Source organism: Arthrobacter woluwensis (genome assembly GCF_900105345.1).
Lineage (GTDB): Bacteria > Actinomycetota > Actinomycetes > Actinomycetales > Micrococcaceae > Arthrobacter_E > Arthrobacter_E woluwensis.
In genome coordinates this window covers 490,124-512,081 of the sequence record NZ_FNSN01000003.1, presented here as the reverse complement: position 1 = coordinate 512,081, position 21,958 = coordinate 490,124, and the positions used below count along the sequence as shown (strand labels likewise).

The 21,958-nt window shown below is 67.4% G+C and carries 23 protein-coding genes; 21 read left to right on the top strand and 2 right to left on the bottom strand.

Features of this window, described 5'->3' with window-relative positions; all coding sequences use genetic code 11:
* The first annotated feature begins 265 nt into the window (after positions 1-265).
* Together BLV63_RS02955 and BLV63_RS02950 are read left to right on the top strand one after the other, a co-directional pair.
* Positions 266-967 carry a hypothetical protein gene (locus tag BLV63_RS02955; protein ID WP_066213866.1) on the top strand — a complete coding sequence of 234 codons (702 nt, stop codon included), beginning with the start codon at positions 266-268 and terminating at the stop codon, positions 965-967.
* A gap of 18 nt (positions 968-985) precedes the next feature.
* Positions 986-1,387, top strand: a complete 402-nt coding sequence (locus BLV63_RS02950) for an RNA-binding S4 domain-containing protein (RefSeq protein ID WP_066213863.1) — start codon at positions 986-988, stop codon at positions 1,385-1,387.
* An 18-nt stretch (positions 1,388-1,405) separates the two neighbouring features.
* Here the strand turns inward: BLV63_RS02950 and BLV63_RS02945 are convergent, their stop codons facing one another.
* On the bottom strand, positions 1,406-2,413 hold the full coding sequence (locus tag BLV63_RS02945) for an Lrp/AsnC family transcriptional regulator (RefSeq protein ID WP_066213860.1): 1,008 nt from the start codon (positions 2,411-2,413) through the stop codon (positions 1,406-1,408).
* A 113-nt stretch (positions 2,414-2,526) separates the two neighbouring features.
* Between BLV63_RS02945 and BLV63_RS02940 the strand changes: the two genes are divergently transcribed.
* From BLV63_RS02940 to BLV63_RS18595, 7 genes are all read left to right on the top strand, one after another.
* Entirely contained in the window at positions 2,527-3,957 is a 1,431-nt protein-coding gene (locus BLV63_RS02940) for an MFS transporter (RefSeq protein WP_066213857.1), read from the top strand.
* Positions 3,954-5,129 (top strand): amidohydrolase, encoded by a 1,176-nt coding sequence (locus tag BLV63_RS02935; RefSeq protein ID WP_066213853.1) that lies wholly within the window; start codon positions 3,954-3,956, stop codon positions 5,127-5,129. The genes BLV63_RS02940 and BLV63_RS02935 overlap by 4 nt, the downstream gene beginning before the upstream one ends.
* A 242-nt stretch (positions 5,130-5,371) precedes the next feature.
* Positions 5,372-7,579, top strand: a complete 2,208-nt coding sequence (locus BLV63_RS18890; protein ID WP_066214168.1) for an RICIN domain-containing protein — start codon at positions 5,372-5,374, stop codon at positions 7,577-7,579.
* A 101-nt stretch (positions 7,580-7,680) separates the two neighbouring features.
* A complete protein-coding gene (locus BLV63_RS02925; protein WP_066213851.1) occupies positions 7,681-8,700 on the top strand; it encodes a LacI family DNA-binding transcriptional regulator in 1,020 nt (339 codons plus the stop codon).
* Positions 8,701-8,794: 94 nt separating this feature from the next.
* Entirely contained in the window at positions 8,795-9,667 is an 873-nt protein-coding gene (locus BLV63_RS02920; RefSeq protein WP_066213848.1) for a fumarylacetoacetate hydrolase family protein, read from the top strand.
* 119 nt (positions 9,668-9,786) lie between these two features.
* The gene (locus BLV63_RS02915) at positions 9,787-11,001 is read left to right on the top strand and encodes an amidohydrolase (RefSeq protein WP_066213845.1); all 1,215 of its coding nucleotides are present in this window, start codon (positions 9,787-9,789) and stop codon (positions 10,999-11,001) included.
* A gap of 287 nt (positions 11,002-11,288) precedes the next feature.
* Positions 11,289-11,450, top strand: a complete 162-nt coding sequence (locus BLV63_RS18595) for a hypothetical protein (RefSeq protein WP_157412731.1) — start codon at positions 11,289-11,291, stop codon at positions 11,448-11,450.
* Positions 11,451-11,562: 112 nt separating this feature from the next.
* Here BLV63_RS18595 and BLV63_RS02910 read toward each other — a convergent pair whose 3' ends face one another.
* Complete coding sequence (locus BLV63_RS02910; protein ID WP_066213842.1) at positions 11,563-11,817, bottom strand: hypothetical protein; 255 nt, start codon at positions 11,815-11,817, stop codon at positions 11,563-11,565.
* A 324-nt stretch (positions 11,818-12,141) separates the two neighbouring features.
* On the opposite strand from BLV63_RS02910, the gene BLV63_RS02905 reads away from it, so the two are divergent.
* The 12 genes from BLV63_RS02905 to BLV63_RS02850 all read left to right on the top strand — a co-directional run bounded on the left by BLV63_RS02905 (position 12,142) and on the right by BLV63_RS02850 (position 21,654).
* Positions 12,142-12,720, top strand: a complete 579-nt coding sequence (locus BLV63_RS02905) for an AAA family ATPase (RefSeq protein ID WP_074783959.1) — start codon at positions 12,142-12,144, stop codon at positions 12,718-12,720.
* Between the two features lie 12 nt (positions 12,721-12,732).
* Entirely contained in the window at positions 12,733-13,500 is a 768-nt protein-coding gene (locus tag BLV63_RS02900; RefSeq protein ID WP_066213836.1) for an ATP/GTP-binding protein, read from the top strand.
* Positions 13,501-13,576: 76 nt separating this feature from the next.
* The gene (locus tag BLV63_RS02895; protein ID WP_066213832.1) at positions 13,577-15,007 is read left to right on the top strand and encodes an MFS transporter; all 1,431 of its coding nucleotides are present in this window, start codon (positions 13,577-13,579) and stop codon (positions 15,005-15,007) included.
* Between the two features lie 33 nt (positions 15,008-15,040).
* On the top strand, positions 15,041-15,709 hold the full coding sequence (locus BLV63_RS02890) for an alpha/beta fold hydrolase (protein ID WP_066213829.1): 669 nt from the start codon (positions 15,041-15,043) through the stop codon (positions 15,707-15,709).
* Positions 15,706-16,536 (top strand): helix-turn-helix transcriptional regulator, encoded by an 831-nt coding sequence (locus tag BLV63_RS02885; RefSeq protein ID WP_074783957.1) that lies wholly within the window; start codon positions 15,706-15,708, stop codon positions 16,534-16,536. Before BLV63_RS02890 ends, BLV63_RS02885 begins: the two co-directional genes overlap by 4 nt.
* A gap of 1 nt (position 16,537) precedes the next feature.
* The gene (locus tag BLV63_RS02880; RefSeq protein WP_066213820.1) at positions 16,538-17,341 is read left to right on the top strand and encodes an MBL fold metallo-hydrolase; all 804 of its coding nucleotides are present in this window, start codon (positions 16,538-16,540) and stop codon (positions 17,339-17,341) included.
* Between the two features lie 106 nt (positions 17,342-17,447).
* Entirely contained in the window at positions 17,448-18,350 is a 903-nt protein-coding gene (locus tag BLV63_RS02875) for an AvrD family protein (RefSeq protein WP_066213813.1), read from the top strand.
* A gap of 34 nt (positions 18,351-18,384) precedes the next feature.
* Positions 18,385-19,401, top strand: a complete 1,017-nt coding sequence (locus BLV63_RS02870) for a beta-ketoacyl-ACP synthase 3 (protein WP_066213809.1) — start codon at positions 18,385-18,387, stop codon at positions 19,399-19,401.
* A gap of 2 nt (positions 19,402-19,403) precedes the next feature.
* Complete coding sequence (locus tag BLV63_RS02865) at positions 19,404-19,664, top strand: acyl carrier protein (RefSeq protein WP_066213806.1); 261 nt, start codon at positions 19,404-19,406, stop codon at positions 19,662-19,664.
* The gene (locus tag BLV63_RS02860) at positions 19,661-20,335 is read left to right on the top strand and encodes an HAD family hydrolase (RefSeq protein ID WP_066213803.1); all 675 of its coding nucleotides are present in this window, start codon (positions 19,661-19,663) and stop codon (positions 20,333-20,335) included. Before BLV63_RS02865 ends, BLV63_RS02860 begins: the two co-directional genes overlap by 4 nt.
* A gap of 197 nt (positions 20,336-20,532) precedes the next feature.
* Positions 20,533-21,402, top strand: coding sequence for a hypothetical protein (locus BLV63_RS02855; protein WP_066213801.1), 870 nt, complete (start codon positions 20,533-20,535; stop codon positions 21,400-21,402).
* Positions 21,403-21,519: 117 nt separating this feature from the next.
* Complete coding sequence (locus BLV63_RS02850) at positions 21,520-21,654, top strand: type II toxin-antitoxin system PemK/MazF family toxin (protein WP_082724117.1); 135 nt, start codon at positions 21,520-21,522, stop codon at positions 21,652-21,654.
* Positions 21,655-21,958: the final 304 nt, after the last annotated feature.

The window sequence follows — 21,958 nt, the reverse complement described above, 5'->3', positions numbered from 1 at the left end:
CAACCTCGCGGCCCCGCGCGGAACGAGGCATGCCGAAAATGACCAGCTTTAAGGGTACGCGGGCCGCGCGGCGGGTCCGGACCTGTCATTTTTCATCACAAACGAACTACGATTCCGCAACGGACCCGACACGTCGTTCCCCTGACCGTCCCCCGGTGGCTACCGTTGAATTTCAGAGTTCCGTCAGGGCGCCGTAGGAAAGCGGCCTGGCACCTGGTCTGCACACCGCCAAAGGGGATGACGGCGAATGACATCTGATACGACCATGATCTTGAACCTCACCTTCGTGGGGACGCTGATGATCGCTGCCTTCCTGGCGGCCCTGGTGCTCTTCGCCGGCTGCATGGCGCTGGTCTTCACGGGGCTCGGCCGCCTGGTCTATCTGGGCGCGACCCGGCTGATCGGCGCGGGGCGCACGCTGGGCGGCCGCGTGGTCGCCGCACGCCAGACCTCGGGCCACCAGACCTCGCACGACGCCGACGCCCCCGCGCCCGCGGCTGTCACCTCCTCTGCCGCGCGCGACAGCTCCGAGCGGGTTCCGGCCCCGTCGTCCAGCACCGCCGCGGCGGCTTCCGGAACGACCACGGCGAACGGCAAGTCCGGACTCATCCCGTCCTGGCGCAAGCCCGCCGGCCCCGCCCCCGAACCCGCGGGGGACGCGGCGTCCACCGAGAAGGCCGCGCCGTCCGTGACGGTGAAGCTGAGCGAACCGGAGACGCCCCCTGCCGAACGGGCGGGGCTCCGCGCCGAAGCGGACCCGGAGCAGGCCCAGGAAACCCGCCCCGAGCCCGCCCTCGCGGTCACTCCGGTCGTCACGCCCGCAGGCGGCCCCCGTCCCGCGAAGAAGGCCGCGCCAAAGAGCTCCGGACGGAGCGCCCCGCGGCCGACCGACTCCGCCCGGAACACTGTTCCCGGCATCCTCCGACCGTCCCAGGATCCGGAGGAACAGCACGCCAAGGGCGCTTAAGGCGCATAATCAATACCCATGGCTGCCCCTTCCGGGACTTCGTCCCTCTCCAAGTCCGCGCCCAACGCCGTCCGGGTGGATGCGTGGCTCTGGGCCGTGCGCGCCTACAAGACCCGCTCCGCGGCCACGGCGGCCTGCCGGGCGGGCCACGTCCGGCTGAACGGGAACCCGGTCAAGGCGTCCCAGATCGTGATCCCCGGCGATGAGGTCCGCATCCGCATGCCCGGCTACGAGCGCATCCTCGAGGTGCGCCGACTGATCGCCAAGCGCGTCGGGGCGGAGGCGGCGTCGCACGCGTTCACGGACCGCACCCCACCGCGGCCGCTGGCCCCGCAGCTCGGCATCCCGGTCCGGGACCGGGGCACCGGGCGACCCACCAAGAAGGACCGCCGCGAGATGGACCGGCTGCGGGGGAACTGAGACGCCCAACCCACCCCCTCACCCACCCAGCGGCAGCGGCACCACGCCCACCGAACGCCCCGCCCGGTCCAGCCGGTGCCCGGACCTCTTGTCGGTCCGCACCACGGCCTGCCGCCCGATCACGACCGCGCTCGGGATCTGCTGGAGCACCCGCAATTCGAGGGCGTGGACTTCCAGGAGGTCGCGCACCCAGAACGTGGCGAGGAGGTTGCCGCGTCCGAGGACCTGCGCGCTCACCCGGCAGCTGGGCTGGTCGGCGAAGAACCGGCCCGCCTGCTCGAGGTGCGCCGCGGGCACGCTCAGCACGATCGTCACCTCCCGGTGGCGCGGGCGGAAGGCCGTGGAGAAATCGCACCGCAGCGTCACGTGACCACCGGCGAGGAGCTGTTCGGTCCGCCGTCGCGCGGTCTGTGGGGAGACCCCCACCCGGGCGGCCAGTCGCTCCCAGCCCGCCCGGCCGTCCTCGCTCAGCGCAGCCACGAGAGCCGCGTCCACCGCGCCGAGTCTGGCCGGTCTGCGGTTCGGAGCGCCGCCGCCCAGGGCCCGCTCCTGGCCCGGGTCCAAGGTGCCGAGCCGCCACTGCGTGCCCTCCCGGTGGAGACGGGTCGCCAGGACCACCTCCCAACGGGTCACCCCGGGGAGCCCCGACAGGACGCCGGAGACCGCGTCCATGAGCTCGTCATAGCCCGGGGCGAAGCAGTCCGCCATGACGTCGAACTCGCCCGTCATCCGCGAGACCGTGCCGAACGTAGGGCTCGAGCAGAGTGCGTCGAGCACCGCCTCCTGTCGTTTCGGGGCGGTGGAGAGGAAGAGGAAGGCCGAGGAACCCGCATCCAGATAGCGCGGTCCGGGGGCGAGCGTCACCCAGGCGTCGCCGCGAGCGCTCAGCGCGGCCCAGCGGCGGGAGACGGTGGTGGGTGCCAGGCCGAGCGTGGTTCCGAGGACGGACCACTCCGCACGCGGGTTGATCTCCAAGGCGCCCGCGAGCGCGAGATCGACTTCGGATATTTCGGCATTTTCGGTCATGTGAACGCCATCTCTGGAGGATTCAAGCAATTTCGCCGCAGCAGGGGCGGATTCTCCTAGCTTAGTGATGTCCATCACGGGCGCCGCACGGCGCCGTCCCGAGAGTTGCCGCCATGAAAACCAGCACCCCCGCCCCGCCTTCCACCCGCACCAGCGCCCTCGGCCTGATCGTCGCCATGGCGCTCGTCGAGGCCCTGTCCGGGATCACCCAGGGTTACCTCAATCCGATCCTCCCCGCCCTCGGCCCCGAGCTGCACCTGGACGACCCCACGATCAACGGGCTCTTCCTCATTTCGAACGTCGCTTTCGCCGTCCTCACGCCGATCATCTCGCGCCTCGGGGACAGCTGGGGATGCCGCCGGATCCTGCGGCTGTCCACCGTCACGGTGGCCGCCGGCGCGGTCCTGATGGCGGTCGCCCCCAGCCTGCTCACCATCTCGGTGGGCGTCGTGCTGCTGACCTGCGTGGTCGGCTTCATCCCGCTCATGATGGGGATCCTTCGCGCCACCCGGCCGGAGAGCACCCGCAGCGGGGTCGGCGCCATGATCGGGACCCTGATGATCACGGTGGGCGTCGGCGGGCTGCTGGCGGGCATCGTGGGCGCCGAACGCCCGACCCTCGGGTTCTGGGTGGCCGTCCCCTTCGCCGCCCTCGCGCTCGTCGCGTCCTTCTTCCTGCCGGAGGGCCTGCCCGCCACGCGGGAACCCCTCGCGCTCCTCCCGCTCGCACTGTGCAGCCTGGGCCTCATCGGCCTCGTGACCGCCCTGTCCATGGGCCCCGACTGGGGCTGGCTCTCCGCTCCGGCTCTGGTCAGCGGCCTCCTCGGCGTCGCCCTCCTGGCTCTCTGGGTGAAACTCGACCTGCGCAAGAGCACGACGACGGCGGCGCCCCGCCGCTTCATCGACCTCCACCTGCTCGCGGTCCCCCGCGTCCGGACGGTCACCGTGGCGACGTTCCTCTTCGGCTTCTCCTCGATCAGCTACTTCGGCAGCAACGGCCTGTTCCTGCACGCGGACGCCGCCAAGGCGGGGTTCGGCTTCGGCATGGGCCCGCTGGACATCGCCGTGGTGCTGGCGGCCGCATCGGCCCTCGGATTCCTGTCCTCCCTCGCCGTGCCGCCGCTCATGGCCCGGATCGGCGAGCGCGGAGGCCTGGTGTGCGCCGCGTCCGTGCTGGCTCTGGGATTCCTGCTGATGGGCCTGCTCCACGGATCGGCAGCCGGGTACGTGGCCGGATTCGGGGTCTTCTACCTGGGTCTCGGCATGTACCAGTCCGCCACCCGCACCCTCAGCGTGGAAGGCGTCCCGGTGGAGGAGACGTCCACGGCCGCAGGGCTCAATGAACTGGCCCTCTCCGTCGGCATCTCGATCGGTGCCGCAGTGGTCCGGCTGATCTCCGCGGCGTCCGCGGTGGACGGGAGGATCCCGCTCAGCGGCTTCGCCACCCTGTGGGCGGTCCTCGGCCTGGGCGCCGTCCTCGCGGGCGTGGTGTCTCTCGGATACCCGCGGCGGACCGCCACCCTGCCGGAAGGAGCACGGGCGTGACCGGCGCGACGGACGTCCGGGTGGAAACCCTGATCGCCGAAGCGGTGGATCGCTGGCGGCCCCGGATGCTGGACCTGAGCCACGCCCTGCACGCCGATCCCGAGCTCAGCGGGGAGGAGCACCGGGCGGCGAAGCGGGTGCGGGCGATGCTGGCGGAGGCCGGATTCCGGTTCGACGTCCCCCAGCCGGCCGCGCCCACCGCGCTGCGGGCGGAGGCCGGGGAGGGTGAGCTGGTGGCCGTGTTCTGCATCGAGTACGACGCCCTGCCGGGGATCGGCCACGCCTGCGGCCACAATGTGAATGCCGCCGCGACGCTGGGAGCCGCCCTGGCCCTGGCCTCCGCCGCGGGGCCGCTGGGCCTCACGGTCCGGGTGCTCGGGACCCCCGCCGAAGAGTCCCATGGCGGCAAGGTCGACCTCCTGGAGGAAGGGATGTTCGACGGTGCCGCGATGGCCTTCATGGTCCATGCGAGCGGGGAGGACGCCGTGGGCAACTCCTCCCTCGCCCTCGGTTGCTGGGACCTGACGTTCCACGGCCGGGCCGCCCATGCCGCCACCGCGCCGGAGGACGGCGTGAACGCCCTGTCAGCCCTGGTCGTCGCCCAGACCGCGGTGGGGCTCCTGAGGCAGCAGCTGCCGCGCGACGTCGTCGTCTCCCAGGTGGTGACCGACGGCGGGTCGGCGCCCAATGTGATCCCGGACCGCGCCTCGGCACGGCTCGAGGTCCGGGCGCCACGGCGCGACCAGCTCGACGCCGCGTGGGCGGCCGTGCGGCGGTGCTTCGAGGCGGGCGCCCACGCCACGGGGTGCACGCTGGACATCGAGCGGTCGGGGAACGTCTTCGCCGATCTGCGGCAGGACGGCTTCCTCGCCGGCGCCTATGCGGAGACCATGGAGCGGCGCGGCCGGAGCGTGCCCCTGCGCGGCGATGCGATCGCCTCGACCGACATGGGCAACGTCTCCCACCGCGTGCCGAGCATCCACCCGATGGTCGGTTACGACGTCGGCGGGGCCGCTCATCACACGGCGGAATTCGCCCTGGCCGGGGCCGGGTCGTCGGCGGATCTGGCTGTCGTGGACGCCGCGTACGGGCTCGCCGCCGCGGCCGCCCGCGCCGCCCAGGATCCCACGGAACGCCGCAGGCTGCTGGAGTCCGTCGCTCGTCATCCCTGACCAGCCGCGCCGCCTCCACACCGTCCCCGTCCGGGAAACCGTCGCCGAAAGGCTATTCCCGGACGGGGATTCGTGTCGTAATGTTATCGATGCCACGCACGTTCTCAACGATGGATGAGAGGTCGGCGCGACGAAAGAGCCCTCGCGATCCTCGGTGGACCGCCTGGACTCCGCGCCGGGCTCCGGGGGCGTCCTCAGGTTTGTGGCGGCACATCGACCAGCTCAACGCAGAGGAATCGTTCATGAAAACAGCCAGTATCGGCGCCGCCGCGGCGGTGGCGTGTCTCCTCGGAGGCACCCTCACCGCCGCCGCTTCCGCCCCGGCCTCGGCCGCGACCACCTCGGACTACACCGTGTCGACGGGGTCCGTCGTCCAGGTCGGCCACGCGACGGACACTCCCGCCTGGCCCTACATCGACAAGGACGGGTCGTTCTACTTCCAGCAATCGGCGGCGCTGTACGGGGCCACCGAGGCGCGGCGCTGGGACTTCTACACCGGCACCACGCTCGACACGGCAACCTTCAACTCGTCGCTGAGCAACTACACCAACCCGTCGAACTCCTCGGATTCGAACGGCAACACCACCTGGCGCTGCAACAACAGCCCCACGGGAACCTCCGCCACGTTCGCCCCGGACACCTCGTCATATTCCCAGAAGAATTACTGCGACCTCACGGGCGTCTGGGTCGACCCCGACACGGGCGACTGGTACGGCCTGGTCCACAACGAGTTCACGCCGAAACCGTTCGGCGACGGCGTCCACTACGACGCGATCGACTACGCGAAATCGAGCGACCAGGGCAAGACGTGGACCATCACCGGCCACGTGATCACCTCCCCCTACAGCACCACCCGGAACGACACGACGGCGTTCCCGAATCAGACCTACTACTACGGCGACGGCGACCCCCGCCTCGTCGTGGACACCGCTTCGGGCTACTTCTACGTCTTCTACGGCTCCCGCGTGATCAACAAGAACGGCGGCTGGGCGGCGCCAGGGTTCGCCGAGCACGTGGCGCGCGCACCGATCAGCCAGAAGATGGCGCCGTCGTCCTGGCAGAAGTACTACAACGGCAGCTGGTCCACCCCCGGCGTCGGCGGAGCGGAGAGCACCATCGTCTCCACCTCGCAGAGCAGCACCGGTTATCTGCCCTCGAACCTCGAGTACAAGCCGTCCAACACCGGCAGTGTCGCCGCCCAGGCGCAGGCCGGCCAGCTCCCCGCGAACGGCTCCGACCTGTTCATCCTGAACGTCTCCTACAACGCCTACCTCGGCATGTACATCGGCACCCCGCAGACCGATCTGGGCGACGGCGTCAACCGGCCGCTGCACTTCTACGGCACCACGGACCTCGCCACTCAGAAGTGGGTGGACCTGGGGACTGCGCCCAACTACACCCAGCAGTCCTGGTACCGCTGGCTCCTGGACGGGACCAACGCCACGAGCACCGCGATCGTCGGCAAGACCTTCCGGTCCTACTGCTACTTCGCCTGCTCCATCCCGTCCGGATCGACGAAGGCCTCCAGTTCTGAGTACGTCAACGTCACCATCGACGCCGCGAACCCCGCCCGGACCATCGACTCCACGAAGTCCTACCGCATCCAGTCGGCGGCCGGTCAGTCACTCAACCAGAGCGGCACCTCCACCCTCTCCACGGTGGCGACCTCCACCGCGGGCAGCACGGCCGCCTGGAAGTTCACGCCCACCGGCGACGGCGCCTACACGATCACCAACACCTCCTCCGGCCTGGCGCTCGGCGTGAACTCCGGCTCCACCGCCAACCGCGCCTGGGGCACGGCCGTGAGCCTCGCCTCGCTGCCCTCCGGCGGGGCGACCCAGGGCCAGCAGTGGTTCGTGATCTCCAAGGTGAGCACGCCGAGCAGCTCCGGCGCGGCCGTGAGCACGGGCACGTACAGCCTGGTCAACCGCTACAGCGGCCTCGTCCTGAGCCTCACGGGTTCCGGCAAGACCGCGCCCGTCAGGACCTGGACCAACAGTGGCAGCGCCGGCGACACGAGCACCCCGGCAGCCCAGACCATCACGCTCGCCCAGGTCCCGACCACGGGCCAGGTGCGGGGCGCGGCCTCCGGCCGCTGCCTGGACGTCCCGAACTCGGCCACCGCGAACGGCACGCTCCCGGACCTCTGGGATTGCAACAGCGGGGCCAACCAGCAGTGGACCACCGCGGCGGACGGCACCGTGAAGGTGTACGGCGCCAAGTGCCTGGACGTGCCGAACTCCCAGGCCAGCGCGGGCGCAGCGGTGGAGATCTGGGACTGCAACGGCGGCGCCAACCAGCAGTGGACGGTCAACGCGGACGGCACCATCCGCTCGGCCCTGTCCCCGACGCTGTGCCTCGACGTCACCAACGGCTCCACGGCCAATGGGGCGGGGATCCAGCTCTGGACCTGCACGGGCAACGGCAACCAGCGCTGGACGCTCGGCTGAGCCTCCGGGCCGATGCCCACGAGGTGACGCCCCAGCACTGACACACGGCCCGGGCCGGACACGACCGTCCGTCCCGGGCCGTCCCGCGTTAGGATCACGGGGTGATCGAGCCTCTGAAGAAGCCCCGCAGGGCGCCGGGGATGGTCGACGTCGCGGCACTCGCCGGCGTCTCGGCCCAGACGGTCTCGCGGGTGCTCCGCGGGCAGACGAATGTGCAGGACAGCACGCGGGACAAGGTGCTGGCCGCCGTCGAGCAGCTCGGCTACCGCCGCAACAACGCCGCGCGCGCCCTGTCCTCGGGCCGCAGCCGGGCGTTCGGGATCGTTCAGCTCCAGACGGGCTACTACTCGCGGACGGCGATCATCTCGGGCGTCGAAGCCGCAGCGCGGGAGGCGGGCTATTCGCTCAGCGCCGCCACGAGCCCCTCCCTCGATCCGGCGGCCATCGAGGAGGCCATGTCGGTGCTCGCCGATCAGGGCGTCGAGGGCATCATCCTCGCCCTCCCGCTGATACATGCCACGCGCGGCATCGAAGAGCTGACGCAGGCGATCCCGACCGTCTCGATCGACGGCTCCCGGACCTCCGCCACCGAAGTCGTGGCCGTCGACCAGACTCAGGCAGCCCAGCTGGCCACCCGGCATCTGCTGGAGCTGGGGCACCGCTCGGTGTGGCACGTCTCGGGCCCGCCGGAGTGGCATGACGCCGCGAGCCGGAGTGCCGGCTGGCGGCAGACGCTGGTGTCCGCGGGTATCGTCCCGCCCGAGGAGCTGGTGGGAGACTGGTCGCCCGGGTCGGGCCATCGGCTCGGTCTGGAGCTGGGGCGCCGGCCCGAAGTGACGGCCGTCTTCGTCTCGAGCGATGAGATGGCCTTCGGTGTGATCAGGGCGCTGCACGAGCTCGGCCGACGCGTCCCGGAGGACATCTCCGTGGTGAGCGTGGACAATATTCCGCTGGCGGAATACTGTTCGCCACCCCTCACCACGGTCGCTCAGCCGTTCGAGGAGATGGCGAGGGTGGCGGTCGATCATCTGCTGCGCCACATCTCGGATCCGGCCACGCTCACGGTCGATTCGATCGAGCCGCGGCTGATCGTGCGGGCCTCCACGAGCGCCCCACGCTGAGTCGGCCCGGGCGGCCCAGCCCTGCCACCGTTCCCCGTGACGCGCGTCGCAGTCACATTTCCCCCTCACCCCGGCCTGCCCGGACACTGGTGGCATGACCCTCAAGTTCGCCCGTTTCGGCTCCCTCGGGGCCGAGGAGCCCGTGGTGGTTGTCGATGACGCCAACGGCCGCACCCGGCATTTCAGCCTCCTGCCCCTGACGCAGGACATCGACTCCGCCTTCCTCTCCCGCGACTTCGTGGCCGAGACCCAGCTGGCCCTCGACGCCGGGCGGCTGCCCGCCGTCGCGCCGTCCGCCCGGATCGGCGCCCCGGTGGCCCGCCCCGGAACCGTGGTGGGCATCGGCCTGAACTACGCTGCCCACGCCGCCGAGTCCGGCCTGGAGCCGCCGGCGTCGCCGGTCGTGTTCCTCAAGCCCGCCAACACCGTCGCCGGACCCTACGACGAGTTCCCGGGCCTGCCCGGCAGCGAGCAGCTCGACTGGGAGGTGGAGCTCGGCCTGGTGATCGGCCGGCACGCGCACCTCCTGGCCGACGAGCACGAGGCGCAGGCCGCCATCGCCGGTTACGTCCTCGCCAACGACCTCTCCGAGCGCTCCCTCCAGCTGGGCGGCGCGGGCGGTCAGTGGACGAAGGGCAAGTCGCTGCCCGGCTCCACCCCGCTCGGCCCGTGGCTGGTCCCTGCCGTCGGGGCGGACGGCATGCCGTTCGACGTCTCCTCGCTCCCCCTCGCAACGCGCGTGAACGGCGTCGAGTGCCAGCGCTCGACGACGGCGGACATGGTCTTCCGCGCCGCGTTCCTGGTGCATCACGTCAGTCAGTTCATGGCCCTGGAGCCGGGCGACGTCATCATCACGGGCACCCCGGAAGGTGTCGCCATGTCCGGCCGGTTCGAATACCTCAAGCACGGTGACGTGGTCGAGATCGAGGCCCCGGGCCTCGGCGCCCAGCGCGTCGTCGTCGGCTGACCAGGCGCCCGCCGGCCTCGCCCGCACTACTCCCGTAGACCGGGGGAACCGGCGGGCGAGGTGGCCGCGTGTCCGGCGCGGCGCTTCCTGTGGTTGCTCAACGCAACTAGCCTGGGGACATGACTCTGGATCTCACCGCCATATACAAGGACCTTCACAGCAACCCGGAACTCTCCTTCCAGGAGACCCGCACCGCCGGCATCGTCGCCGGGCACTTGCGTGAGCTCGGCTTCGAGGTGACGGAGGGCGTGGGCCGGACCGGCGTCGTCGGCGTCCTGGCCAACGGCGTCGGCCCCACCGTGCTGCTGCGCGCCGACATGGACGGCCTGCCCGTCGAGGAGCAGACCGGGCTCGACTACGCCAGCACCGCCCGCGGGACCGATCCGGACGGCAATGACGTCCCCGTCATGCACGCCTGCGGCCACGATGTGCACGTGACCTGCCTGCTCGGGGCGGCCGAAGTGCTGGCCGGCTCCCGCGAGGAGTGGTCGGGCACGCTCGTCACCGTGTTCCAGCCCGCCGAGGAAGCCGGTGGCGGCGCCGCGGAGATGCTCCGCGACGGTTTCCTGGACCGCTTCCCGCGTCCCGACGTGGTGCTGGGGCAGCACGTCGCGCCGATCCCGGCCGGCTTCATCGGCCTCACGCCCGGCCCGGCCATGGCCGCCGCGGACAGTCTGAGCATCACGCTGCACGGCGTGGGCGGTCACGGTTCGCGTCCCGAAGCGACGGTGGACCCCGTGTACCTCGCGGCCAATGTCATCAACCGCCTGCAGGGCGTGGTGTCCCGCGAGATCAGCGCCCTGGACACCGCCGTCGTGACGGTGGGCCAGGTCCACGCCGGGACCAAGAACAACATCATCCCGGACAAGGCGACCCTCGGACTGACGGTGCGCAGCTACCGCGAAGAGGTCCGTTCCAAGGTCCTGGAGAGCGTGGAGCGCGTGGCCAAGGCGGAGGCACAGGCCTCGGCCAGCCCGAAAGAACCCACGATCGAGTACTTCGAGCGCTTCCCCGTCACAGTCAACGACCCCACCGCGAGCGAGCGGGTCGCCACCGTGCTGCGGGGCGTGCTGGGCGAGCAGCGGGTGCTGAACCCGGGCCCGCTCTCCGGCAGCGAGGACGTCGGGGAGTTCTCCACGGCCGCGGACGTGCCGCTGGTCTACTGGTTCCTCGGCGGCGGCGAACCGTCCCTCGCGGAGATCGTCGCGAAGACCGGACGGATGCCCGACGACATCCCATCCAACCACTCGCCGTTCTTCGCCCCCGTCATCGACCCGACGCTGGACAACGGCGTGAAGGCCCTGGTGGCCGCCGCGCGGGAGTTCCTGAGCTAAGCGCCGACCGCAGGGGCGAGCGGGTGCCCGCCCCTGTGGCCGCGCACCGATTGACCGCCACCATAGAACTTCACGGCGCCGTTCAGCGGGCGTGGCCGTTGGACATTGGGCGCGTGGAGCCCTGCACTTCTCCGGAGTGCCGCCGGAGGCCCTGCCAATCCGGTCTGAGGGAGCCTCGGAACACCTCGGCGGGACGGCGATTTTCGACAGGAACGTCACGGCTCAGCGGGTATAGCCTGGGACCGACCACACCGAATGGCTCATACCGAGCGGATCAAGGAGCTGTCATGGGACACGACAAGAACGACGAACTGCGCGAAGAGCACAACGAGCAGGACGAGCAGCGCCAGGAACGGCGCGACGGCGAATTCTTCGAAGGCACCGACGGCGCCGAGCTCGGCTCCCAGGACCGCCGCCGTGAAGAAGGCAACGAGAAGAAGCACCACTGATCAAGCCTTTCCCCGGCTGAATCCTGAAGATTCTCCGGGACCGAATCCCCCGACGGGCGCGCACTGGCGCGCCGGCCGGGGGATTTTCGCGTCATGGGGGATTCTGACCACATCAAATCTTCTGGGGCGCGGAACGAAAGCCCAGCGGGATTTTTGACTGCGAGTTCCACAGCGGGAGGTCGCAAACGACAGCTCCAGCCTGATCCGCCTGAACCTCCCAAAACCCGTTCAGGATGCCTCTGACCTCATCGAGGTCAGCAGCGCTCAAATTCTCAAGGCCCTTGCCACTCGGTCGATCGTCGAAATGATTCTCCAGTGCATCAAGGAGTGTGACCGAAGGAGCGCTGCGCGCCGAGTCTGCGAACATGGCCCGATTCTTCGCCACTTAGACCCGTCAGGCATCAACCTAGCGCTCACCATTTTCGCGATCTGGCCGCCCGGATCACCAGACCTCTGTCCCGGCAGTGTGCTCGCCTCTGCGCGGCCATCACGTGGGGTGCAGTGCTAGTGCTGCCACGAGCGGTATCGGCCGATCGTGGGGCACGAGATCGCGATTCTTGTCCGGTTCCACGTCTCTCAGGAACGCTCAGTCTGGTACCGAGCGCACTATGATGACGCGACTCTGGGTCTGATCCACGAACCGATTTAGCGTCGTTCGTAGACATTTCGTCGTCTGTCTATGGAGACCCTTATGAGAATTGCCATCACGGGTTCGTATGGTGCCGGAAAAACAACACTGGTCAAGAAATTGGTCGCCAATGTCGGGCTGCACTATCAACATGTTCCCGAAATGAGCTCCCCGCTGTGGCAGGCCGGCAAGCAGGCGACCGAATGCAGCCGGGACGAGCTCATCGAACTTCTGATCCGGCGCCTGATGGACCGGGCGGCCTTGGAGTTCGACGAGCCTGATGTCGTCTCGGACGGGTCTCTCCTGCACGACTGGGTGTTCGTGCGCACCATGCTGATGCACGGCGCACACCCCCCTCCTGACGTTCACGCAGACACCAGCTGGCAGATCGAATCCATCGAGCCGATCCGGCGAGCGCTTCTGACCCGGATGGCCGACCTTTACGACCTCGTCGTCCACCTCCCCATCGAGTTTCCGCTCGCGGTGGAGAACCGGCCGGTGTCCGACAAATTCCGGGAGCTCAGCGACCGCTACCTCATCTCGGAATTGGCGCACCTCTCCATCCCGACCCTGGAGGTCACCGGAACCCTCGATGAGCGCCTGGCACAGTGCCGGGGCGCCATCGAATCAACCACCCACTGAGAAAGAGCACTGATGAAAAACGACCTCAAGCTCGCAATCTCCGGGACGTATTCCACCGGCAAGAGCACCACCACCGAGGCGCTGTCCATCGCAACGGGCATCCCGCGGACTCACGCCATGACATCACGGGAGATCCTGATCGACCTCATCCCCGGCAAGACCGTGATGGAGCTCAACGGCATGGAGCTGATCAAGCTGATGATGAGGCGATTCGAGGAGCGTGTTCACAACGAGGCCGGAGAGGGTCCCTTCATCTCCGACGGCGGCGTCTTCCACGAGTGGGTCTACCTCGAGGCGCGCATGCGGATCGGGATCAACCCGGGAGCGCCGGCCTGGTTTCAGGCGGTGAAAAAGATCACCGGCCTCCCGGTCAAGCACTTCTACAAGTCGTACGCCGACGTGCTCGGCGAAGTGACCCGCCGTCGCGCACGGGGTCTGTACGACGCTTACGTGCATCTGCCCGTCGAGTTCGACATGCATGCCGATGGTCATCGCCCCGTGTCCGAGCCCTTCCGCCGTCTCTCCGATGATCTGCTGATCGACACCGTCTCCACCATGGGCAAGCCCTTCCACATCGTCGGAGGTTCCGTTGAAGAACGGCTGGAGAAGATCATCGACCTCTTCGACCTGCCGGTGGCTGTGCCGATCGAACAGGCGATCGCCCAGGCCCGGACGAACGTCGCGGCGGCCACCAAGATCCTGGAGGACGACGCCCGGTTCCATGACGCACAGCGCACCAAATCGTTCACCCGGCAGCTCAGCTACGCCCTGCGTTACTGACCTTCTCCACCGACCGCACACGCGGCCTTCACGACACGCACAGCCCTCATCCACCCACAGAAACGGATCATCACCCATGAGCGCACCGCGCCTCCGGCATCCCGGAGTGACCCTGGCTCTGCTGGCCTTCGCCCAGCTCGTCATCGCACTCGACTACAACATCGTCTTCGTCGCACTGCCCAAGATCAGTGAAGGCCTGGCCTTCACTGAATCCGCCCTCCAGTGGGTTGTGAGTGGCTACGCCGTGGTCTTCGGCGGCTTCCTCATGCTCGGCGGCCGCTTCGCGGACCTCTTCGGGCGGCGCAGGATGTTCGTCACCGGCATGGTTCTGTACGCGATCGCTTCGCTCGCCGGCGGTCTCGCCACTGAACCATGGCTCCTGATCGTCGCCAGGGCCGGTCAAGGCCTCGGCGGGGCTCTGCTTGCCCCGGCCACCCTGTCCCTGGTCACCACGATCTTCGAAGAGGGCCGGCACCGCAATCGCGCCATGGGTCTGTGGGCCGCGGCCGGCAGCACCGGAATGGTCCTCGGCTCCCTCCTCGGCGGCGTCCTGGCCGGCGCTCTGGGCTGGGGCTCGGTATTCTTCGTCAACGTCCCGCTCGGCCTCATCGGGGCCGGCGCAGCGTTCTTCTTCCTGCCCGCCGACCAGCCCTCGACCGCGAAAACCCGCCTGGACATCCCCGGCGCGGTGACGTCCACCGCCGGCATCCTGGCCATCGTCTACGGCATGGTTCAAGCCCCGGAGATCGGCTGGGCGGCGCCCGGAACCCTCCTTCCGCTCCTCGCGGGAATCATCCTCCTGGTCCTGTTCGTCGTCATCGAACGAAGAGTCGCCTCACCTCTCGTTCCGCTGGCCCTCTTCAGCAACGCCGGACTGCGCACCGGCACCGCGACGACCTTCGTGTTCATGGCCTCATTCGGGGCGCTTCCGTTCTTCATCACCATCTACCTTCAGCAGATCGCCCATGTGGACCCTCTGGCCACCGGTCTGATCTTCATGCTCCCCTCGGCCTGTGTGCTGCTGGGCACGATGATCGGAGGGCGTCTGAGCAACATCTGGTCCAGCCGACGGATTCTCGCACTCGCCTGGAGTGTGGGCGCGGTCGGCACGATTCTGACGGGAATCGTCATGGCGGCCCGAGGGCCCGTCCTCCTCGGGGCACTTCCTTTCGCTGTCCTCAGCCTCGCCCAAGGCGTCGTGTTCACGGTGATGTACTCCGTAGCCACGGCCGAGATCCCTGCCGCCGACCAGGGCGTCGGCTCCGGCATCGCGACCTCGGGGCAGCAGATCGGAGGCGCGGTCGGCTTGGCAGTTCTCGTCGCGGCTGCGACAGCGGCCGGCCACACCACGGTGGGCGCACTCACCCTGGACTTCACGACGGCGGGCATGGCGGGGATCGTCGTCCTGCTTCTCCTCGGCCTCCTGATCGCGGCGTCCGTCCGCAGTTCGGCACAGGCCGCCGTCGAGGCACCGCACGAGGACCGTAAAGCGACCGCCGTCAACTGAACCGGAGTCACGGGAATCGAGGGTTCTGACCAGATGCAGATCTACTACCTGCACCACGCGGGAGGCTTGCCCTGCGTTCCCCGTAACCTCCGAGCAGCCCTGCGCACAGGCGACTCCACGGTCACGCCCCTTCGGTTCGCCGGCACGGGGTCCACCATCGAGGACTTCGCGCACCACGCCATCTCAGACCTTGTGGCCCGGACGACCGTCCGGGCCACAGGCCCGCGCGTTCTGTACGGGCACAGCATGGGCGGAACCGTAGCCTACGAGATCTGCCGCCAACTGGGGCCGGCTATCGACCAATTGATCGACGTCGTCGTTCTCGCAGCGACCGCTCCATGGTGGCTCCCCGGCGTGACCAGACCGCGTATCGCCGCACCGGGGCCGGGGATCAAGGGCAGAAGCGGGCAGCGCCTGGTCACCCATCTTGCCGCTGTCGACCGCTACCTGCCGTGCGACCACGACGTTCCGGACGTGCGGGTTAGAGTTCTCTACGCCACCCGGGACCCCCTGGTCGTGCCGCACGCGGCACTGAAATGGGAGTCCCTCGGCTGGGAGGATCTCCGTTTCCACGCGATGGAAAGTTCCTCCCACCTCTTCCACACCGAAATCGTCGACGATCCTGAGGAACGCCGTTGGGAGTCCTTCATCGGAGAACTCAGATCGGAGACGAGTCCAGAAAGCAGGCGCTGGCTGCAGTGAGCACGAATTTGCCCGAACGTCGTCATGACTCTGCGGCGGTACGCCGTCGCTGGCTTGGCTCTTTCCTCCGGGCCAAACGCGAAAGCCTGAAGCCGTCCGACGTCGGACTGCCCACCACTGAGCGACGCAGAACCCCGGGTCTGCGTCGCGAAGAGGTCGCGGTCCTGGCCAGCGTAGGGGTCACCTGGTACACCTGGCTCGAGCAGGGCCGGGACATCACCGTTTCGACTCCGATCCTCGGGGCGATCGCCGAAGCCCTGAAGCTGGAGGGCCAGGAGCTCGAGCACCTCTACACCTTGGCAGGCAAGGCACTACCGGAGCTGAACAGCGCCAATGGCCGGGTCACCGAGACGCTCAGCCGCCTCCTGGGCGCTGTCCGCGAAGTCCCGGCGTATATCGCGGACCGCTACTGGAACGTGCTCGCGGTGAACGAACTCGGGCACTATATCTTCGGGCTGACCCCCGACAGCAACTGCCTGGTCAAGTTCTTCACGGACGAGGAGTACGCCGCGAAGTACCCGTTCCGGGAAACTGCGGCCACCATGATGGTCGCTCAGTTCCGGCAACGGGCCGCGTCCTTTCCGTCCGACACCGCTTTCCAGCTGCTGGCCGACGAACTCAAGCAGGAGTCGCCGGAGTTCGCCCACCTCTGGGACGGGCACAGCATGGCTCAGGACCCCCACCTTGAGGTCTCCTACGACCACAGCGCCTTGGGCCGCCTCTTCTTCGATTCAGTTCTTCTGACACCCATCGATGCCGGAGACCTCATGCTTTTCATGTACATCGCCCGCCCCGAATCGGCCGCCGCAATCGAAAGGCTCAGCTGACATGGCCGTCGCCTCAGAACGCTGGTACTCGCCCGCACAGTCACGGCACATCACCTTGGGGGACCTGAAGATCTCCTATGTCCCTGACGGGTATGTGGAGCTGGAGCCTGAAGGATGGTACCGAACGACGACGTTCCCCACCAGGCCTCCAATCTCCGAAGACGGTTACCTCATCGGGTCAGTCGGGAGCGTGGTCATTCACGAAGCGGATGGTCTCGTCGTGATCGATGCAGGCTTCGGCCCTCTTCAGTTGCCTCGCCACCGGACGCACCCCTCTCTGGGAACCATGAGAGGTGGGCTGAACCCCGAGTACGCAACGCTCGGTGACGAACGCATCAAAGCCTTGGCCATCACGCACGCCCACGAGGATCATGTCGGCTGGATCGGCGCCGGCCAGCCGGACCGGTTGAATCCCGAGCAGGTGTTCGTCGGCGCCCCCGACGCGGCCAGGCTGGCCCACCTCACCGGCACGACCAACGTCGGAGCCCTCCACGGCGGCGAACAGATCAGCGATTCCGTCCGAGCGATCCACACCCCAGGCCATACCGCCGGACACATGTCCTACATGGTCGAGTCGCGGGGAGAGCGGGCCCTGATCTTCGGGGACGTCTTCCACAGCCCAGTCCAGTTCCATGACACGACCATGGGCCCTTGGTCGGACGAGAACCCGGACCAAGCTCGTCGGTCCCGCAAGCTGGTCGCCGAGCTCCTGACCGAGCCCCATACGATCGGCGTCGGCTATCACTTCGCCGACATCGTCTTCGGCACGCTCACCCCGGAAGGCTGGCAGCCGCTGCACCTCTGATCAGCCAGGCATGATCACTGCCAGTATCACGAAGCTCTGGCTCGGGTAGTCCACCCCCGGAAGGCTGAACACGACACAAATTCAGCCCTCAAGGGGGAGGACGCACATGCACACCACGACGCCTACGGTGGATTCCATTCTGGGACCTGCCTCAGATCGATACTTCGGATCCCGCTACGCCCAGGTCATCCCCACCATTGAGCACCTGGACTCCTGGCAGAGCCAGAATGGCCGGCACACGGCCAAGGGAACGGCGTCGATTCAGATCAGCGGTCTCTGGTCCAAGAAGGGAGCCCGGACCGCGGTCCCGCACCTGGGAACCATCGACGTTCTCAGCCTCTCGTTGCAGGCCACCGAAGCCGCCCTGGCCCGGCTCGCCCGGCCTGTGAGCTGGACTGTCACCCTCTTGGAAGTGCGGGCACCCTCCCAACCGGTGGAATCAGGATTCGAGGCCCTGCCTCTGGCCCTCATCCTGGACACCACCGAGGACATGGCCCGCAGTGAAGTCGTTGTCGGAGGATTCACCGTCTCCATCGGCCTCGCACCCCAGGAACTGCCCGAGGGCGGCCTCAACGGCACCGGCAGCGTGTACCGGGACGTCTTCCGGTCTCGGGTCCCCGAGCTGGCTCCAATCGACCGGGTACAGGACGTCATCCGCACCCAGGTCAGCGTCGGCGTCGGCACCCCGGGACCTACTCCCACCGCCCTGGACGCGGCCAAAGCCCGGGGGCTCAACCTCATCGACGCCTTCGTCACGGTCCTCCAACTGGGTCAAGTACTCCTCTACGAACTCGACGGCCTCACCAGGGCCGACTCCGAAACCCTCTGGATGCGCACTACCCGCATTGTGGCTTGCACGACCACGGCTCCATCCACCACGGCGACCGCCACCTTGGAGAACCCCAGGATCCGAACCCTGCGCCAGGGAACCTGGCGCCTGGCGACCATCACGGGAGCACTTGGAGAGCACTTCACCGTCTCCTGCGCCGTCGCCCACCACATCCCCTGACCACGACCCTTCCCTTCCTAAGGAACGAGCACCCATGCCCGAATCCTCCACTCATCGCTCTATCCCCGTGCTCTGCGGCCTCGGCGCCGCCCTGCCTGCCCGCAAGATCACCAACCACGAAATCCACCAGGATCACGGACTGGAACCATCCTGGATCGAGGCCCGGACCGGGATCCGTACCCGCCACCGCGTCGATGCGGGAACCACCACCAGCGATCTGGCCACCGAGGCCGCACGCCAGGCTCTCGCGTCCGCCGGCCGGCTCGAGGTCGACCTCGTCATCGTCGCCACCACCACGCCCGACTGCCCGGTACCTGCAACAGCACCCAAAGTCGCACGGCAGCTCGGCCACACCCACGCTGCGGCCTTCGACATCAACGCCGTATGCAGCGGATTCGTCTATGCCCTCGCCCAGGGGGCGGCCGCCATTGCTGCTGGTCAGGCCCGCACCGCTCTGGTGATCGGTGCCGATGTCTTCAGCTCTCTGCTGGACCCCGAAGACGCAGTCAATCACGCCATCTTCGGTGACGGTGCCGGTGCCGTCGTTCTCAAGGCCGGCACCCCGGAAGAGCGGGGTCAGATCGTTGCTTCACGGCTACGTGCAGACGGTCAGGGCGAGCAAAAAATCTGGGTCCCGAACAGTGGCACCGACTCCCCGTACTTCCGGATGGACGGCCGCGACGTCTTCAAGGAAGCCGTGAAGAAGATGACCGAGGTCAGCCAGCAAACCGCAGTCGAGGCCGCTTGGAATCTCGCGGAGGTCGACTGGCTCGTTCCTCACCAGGCCAACCAGCGGATCCTCAACCAGGTTGCCCTGGCGTTGGGCGTGAACAACCGCTCGGTCATCACTCATCTCGACGAAGTCGGCAACACCTCCGCCGCATCCATCCCCCTGGCCATGGCACGCCATCACGAGCGATTCGCCTCCGGTGACAAGCTCCTCCTGACCGCCTTCGGTGGCGGCTATACCTGGGGTGCCGTTGCTCTGACCTGGCCCGAAGGCCTCCACGTTCCCTCCATCGCCCACATCACAGCAGCAAAGGACGACTGATCATGCCCGCCCAGACCCTCTCCGCAGAAGAACTCGTCGATCTGATCAATGAGCACATTTCCGAGCTCGGCGGCCGTGCCACCCCCACGGCAGCATTCACCGATATCGAAGTCGACTCGCTCATCTGCGTCGAGCTGGTCGTGTTCCTCGGCCAGCGCTACCATGTCGACCTCGAAGAATATGAAATCGCGTCCGCCGAGAATTTCACTGCCCTGGCGGAACTCCTCTCCGAGCGCATGGCCGGGGGAGGAGCCCGGGTTTGAACCAGACGGCCGCCTATTTCGATGTCGACGAAACCCTCACCCACGACGTCACCCTGTTCTCCTTCCTCCGCCACGACGCGCACACCACCGGGCAGACCGAACAGGCCGAGACATTTCTTCGAGAGCTCGCCGCCCGGCGCGCTCAAGGGGAACCCCGGGAATCCACCAATCGGTACTACTACCAGTGGTGGAAGGGCCGGGACGTCCAGAAGATCTGCGACCTGGCTGGCAACTGGTGGGCCGGCCGACTGCAGAAACCTGACCTTTTTCTCAGAAGCGATGTCCTGGCCAGGTACGAGTGGCACTCCCGGCAGGGCCACGCCCGGATCCTGCTCTCAGGGTCCTTTGTGCAGCTCATCGAACCGTTGGCCGCAGCCCTCGACGTGACCAGGGTGATCGCCACCGTTCCCCTGACCGGTCAGGGCCGATTCACCGGCGAGATCGGCGAACCCCTGATCGGCGATGCCAAACGCACGGCACTCCTCGCCGATGCTCGGGATCACGGGATCGACCTCACCACGTCGCACGGTTACGGAGACCACCGCAGCGACCTGCCCTTTCTCTCCGTTCTTGGGCACCCCCACCTGGTCACACCCCCGGGAAAAGGCTGGCAGGACCCTGACTTTCCCATCACCATCTGGCCGCCCACCGCCGACATGCATCCGGCATGATCACAACCTTCCAGAGAAAGGACAACAGACCCTGCCCAAAATCATGCACATCAATTTCAGCCCCAGGAAGGTCGACGGGCAGTCCCTGAAACCAGCCAAGAACATCCTCCACCAAGGCACCCAGCTCGCCCGGGCGAGTGGGGGATTTCAGATCCAAATGAACTCATCGAAGCCATCCACTATCGGAGATTGCCACTGTGAAACCAACTCCAACGCCGACCCCGACGCATCTGTCCCCGCTCAGCACCCTGACGTCGAACCTCCAGACGTTCGTCACATGGGCCATCATCGTCCTGGCAGTGTGTGCAGTTGTGATCGTTGCGCTATTCATTCTGGTACCGAGAGCGCGCATCCGCCGTTACGCGGCGCAAGCACGGTTGAACGAGAAGGAGATCCTTCGGATCAGAGGTGAGCTCTTGGGTTTTGTGAAGGACCAGTCTCCCACCCAAGGCAAAGCAGTCTCCCTGGGGGTCTTCTGGAGGCGGAAGGGGACGTCGAAGGCAGACAGGCACTGGATCTTGGCGGACCTCCGATCACGGCAGATCATTCTCCCGGCGTACTCACAGGACAAGCTCGAGCAGTTCTTCCAAACCCTGTCATGGGTGCTCTTCGCCAACCCACCCTCGTACGTGAAGCTCAGCGATCGCGACTGGCATCAACTCGCGAACGGAGCCAAGACAGAGGTGACTATCAAGACACTCATCGGGAACCAGACCAAGATCAAGAAGCGGAAGAAGACCAAGACAACCATCAAAAACAGCCCCGGAAGTGCCGTCGCTGTGGGGACCTCGAATACAGCGATAAGCCAAACCCGGCGGATCGAGACGCTGCCTACTGAGCAACTGGTCCAACTCATCGAGGCATTGCGTCTGGATTCCGGGTCGTTGTCCGGCGTTGAGGCGGAGGAGGCTGCATCTACGGCAGATGCTTTGGAAGCGGACATGAACGCAGGCCGCGAATCCAGCGCCATAAATAAGGCGAACGCCCTCCTCGATTTGATCTCCAAAGCTACCGGAGCATGGACTGCGACCACCGTGGTCCTGAAAACGATCGGGGCGATTCCCTGAGAAATGGCCCCGGTGAAAATCACACCTTCAGCTCCGCTCCAGCGCCGATCACGCCCTGGTCGCAGAGGCAGACCGACACGACGCGGTCCATGAGTGGATCGTCGAAGTGTCCGGGGCATGGGACGCGGAGTGAGGGGCGAGATCTGGACGGTGGCCGGTGGCGGGTATGCCCCCAAACCTCGTCCGGCGCTGATCATCCAGGATGACCGTTTCCGCGATGTCGGATCCCTGACGGTCGTTCCCCTGATGTAGCCTCTGCCGGATGCGCCCCTGCTGTGGATCCCGTCGGAGCCTTCCGCCCGGACAGGCCTGAAGGAGTTGATTCAGCAACTGCAGGCGAAGCTCGAATCGTTCGCCGTATGTCCAGGCGGGAGGCTCGCTTCAGGCATGGCCCGTTCCGATCTGACGGGCGCTGGTCCTCGCCTCATGCCAGACATCGTTCCGCCCCATTTCCTCCGGCGCCGGCGCATGAAACCCCGTTCCCCGCACGGTCGCCATACCCCACGGGCGCGATGCCTTTGACGCTCGTGATGGTTTCTTGAAGAATGGCCGTGCG

What these genes read in the sequence shown, in the direction of transcription:
- BLV63_RS02920 (WP_066213848.1), top strand. Translation starts at nt 8,795, where the DNA reads ATGACCCTCAAGTTCGCCCGTTTCGGCTCCCTCGGGGCCGAGGAGCCC.
- BLV63_RS18890 (WP_066214168.1), top strand. Translation starts at nt 5,372, where the DNA reads ATGAAAACAGCCAGTATCGGCGCCGCCGCGGCGGTGGCGTGTCTCCTC.
- BLV63_RS02945 (WP_066213860.1), bottom strand. Translation starts at nt 2,413, where the DNA reads ATGACCGAAAATGCCGAAATATCCGAAGTCGATCTCGCGCTCGCGGGC.
- BLV63_RS02940 (WP_066213857.1), top strand. Translation starts at nt 2,527, where the DNA reads ATGAAAACCAGCACCCCCGCCCCGCCTTCCACCCGCACCAGCGCCCTC.
- BLV63_RS02870 (WP_066213809.1), top strand. Translation starts at nt 18,385, where the DNA reads ATGCCCGAATCCTCCACTCATCGCTCTATCCCCGTGCTCTGCGGCCTC.
- BLV63_RS02900 (WP_066213836.1), top strand. Translation starts at nt 12,733, where the DNA reads ATGAAAAACGACCTCAAGCTCGCAATCTCCGGGACGTATTCCACCGGC.
- BLV63_RS18595 (WP_157412731.1), top strand. Translation starts at nt 11,289, where the DNA reads ATGGGACACGACAAGAACGACGAACTGCGCGAAGAGCACAACGAGCAG.
- BLV63_RS02880 (WP_066213820.1), top strand. Translation starts at nt 16,538, where the DNA reads ATGGCCGTCGCCTCAGAACGCTGGTACTCGCCCGCACAGTCACGGCAC.
- BLV63_RS02850 (WP_082724117.1), top strand. Translation starts at nt 21,520, where the DNA reads ATGGGACGCGGAGTGAGGGGCGAGATCTGGACGGTGGCCGGTGGCGGG.
- BLV63_RS02875 (WP_066213813.1), top strand. Translation starts at nt 17,448, where the DNA reads ATGCACACCACGACGCCTACGGTGGATTCCATTCTGGGACCTGCCTCA.
- BLV63_RS02890 (WP_066213829.1), top strand. Translation starts at nt 15,041, where the DNA reads ATGCAGATCTACTACCTGCACCACGCGGGAGGCTTGCCCTGCGTTCCC.
- BLV63_RS02955 (WP_066213866.1), top strand. Translation starts at nt 266, where the DNA reads ATGATCTTGAACCTCACCTTCGTGGGGACGCTGATGATCGCTGCCTTC.
- BLV63_RS02910 (WP_066213842.1), bottom strand. Translation starts at nt 11,817, where the DNA reads ATGTTCGCAGACTCGGCGCGCAGCGCTCCTTCGGTCACACTCCTTGAT.
- BLV63_RS02905 (WP_074783959.1), top strand. Translation starts at nt 12,142, where the DNA reads ATGAGAATTGCCATCACGGGTTCGTATGGTGCCGGAAAAACAACACTG.
- BLV63_RS02950 (WP_066213863.1), top strand. Translation starts at nt 986, where the DNA reads ATGGCTGCCCCTTCCGGGACTTCGTCCCTCTCCAAGTCCGCGCCCAAC.
- BLV63_RS02895 (WP_066213832.1), top strand. Translation starts at nt 13,577, where the DNA reads ATGAGCGCACCGCGCCTCCGGCATCCCGGAGTGACCCTGGCTCTGCTG.
- BLV63_RS02915 (WP_066213845.1), top strand. Translation starts at nt 9,787, where the DNA reads ATGACTCTGGATCTCACCGCCATATACAAGGACCTTCACAGCAACCCG.
- BLV63_RS02865 (WP_066213806.1), top strand. Translation starts at nt 19,404, where the DNA reads ATGCCCGCCCAGACCCTCTCCGCAGAAGAACTCGTCGATCTGATCAAT.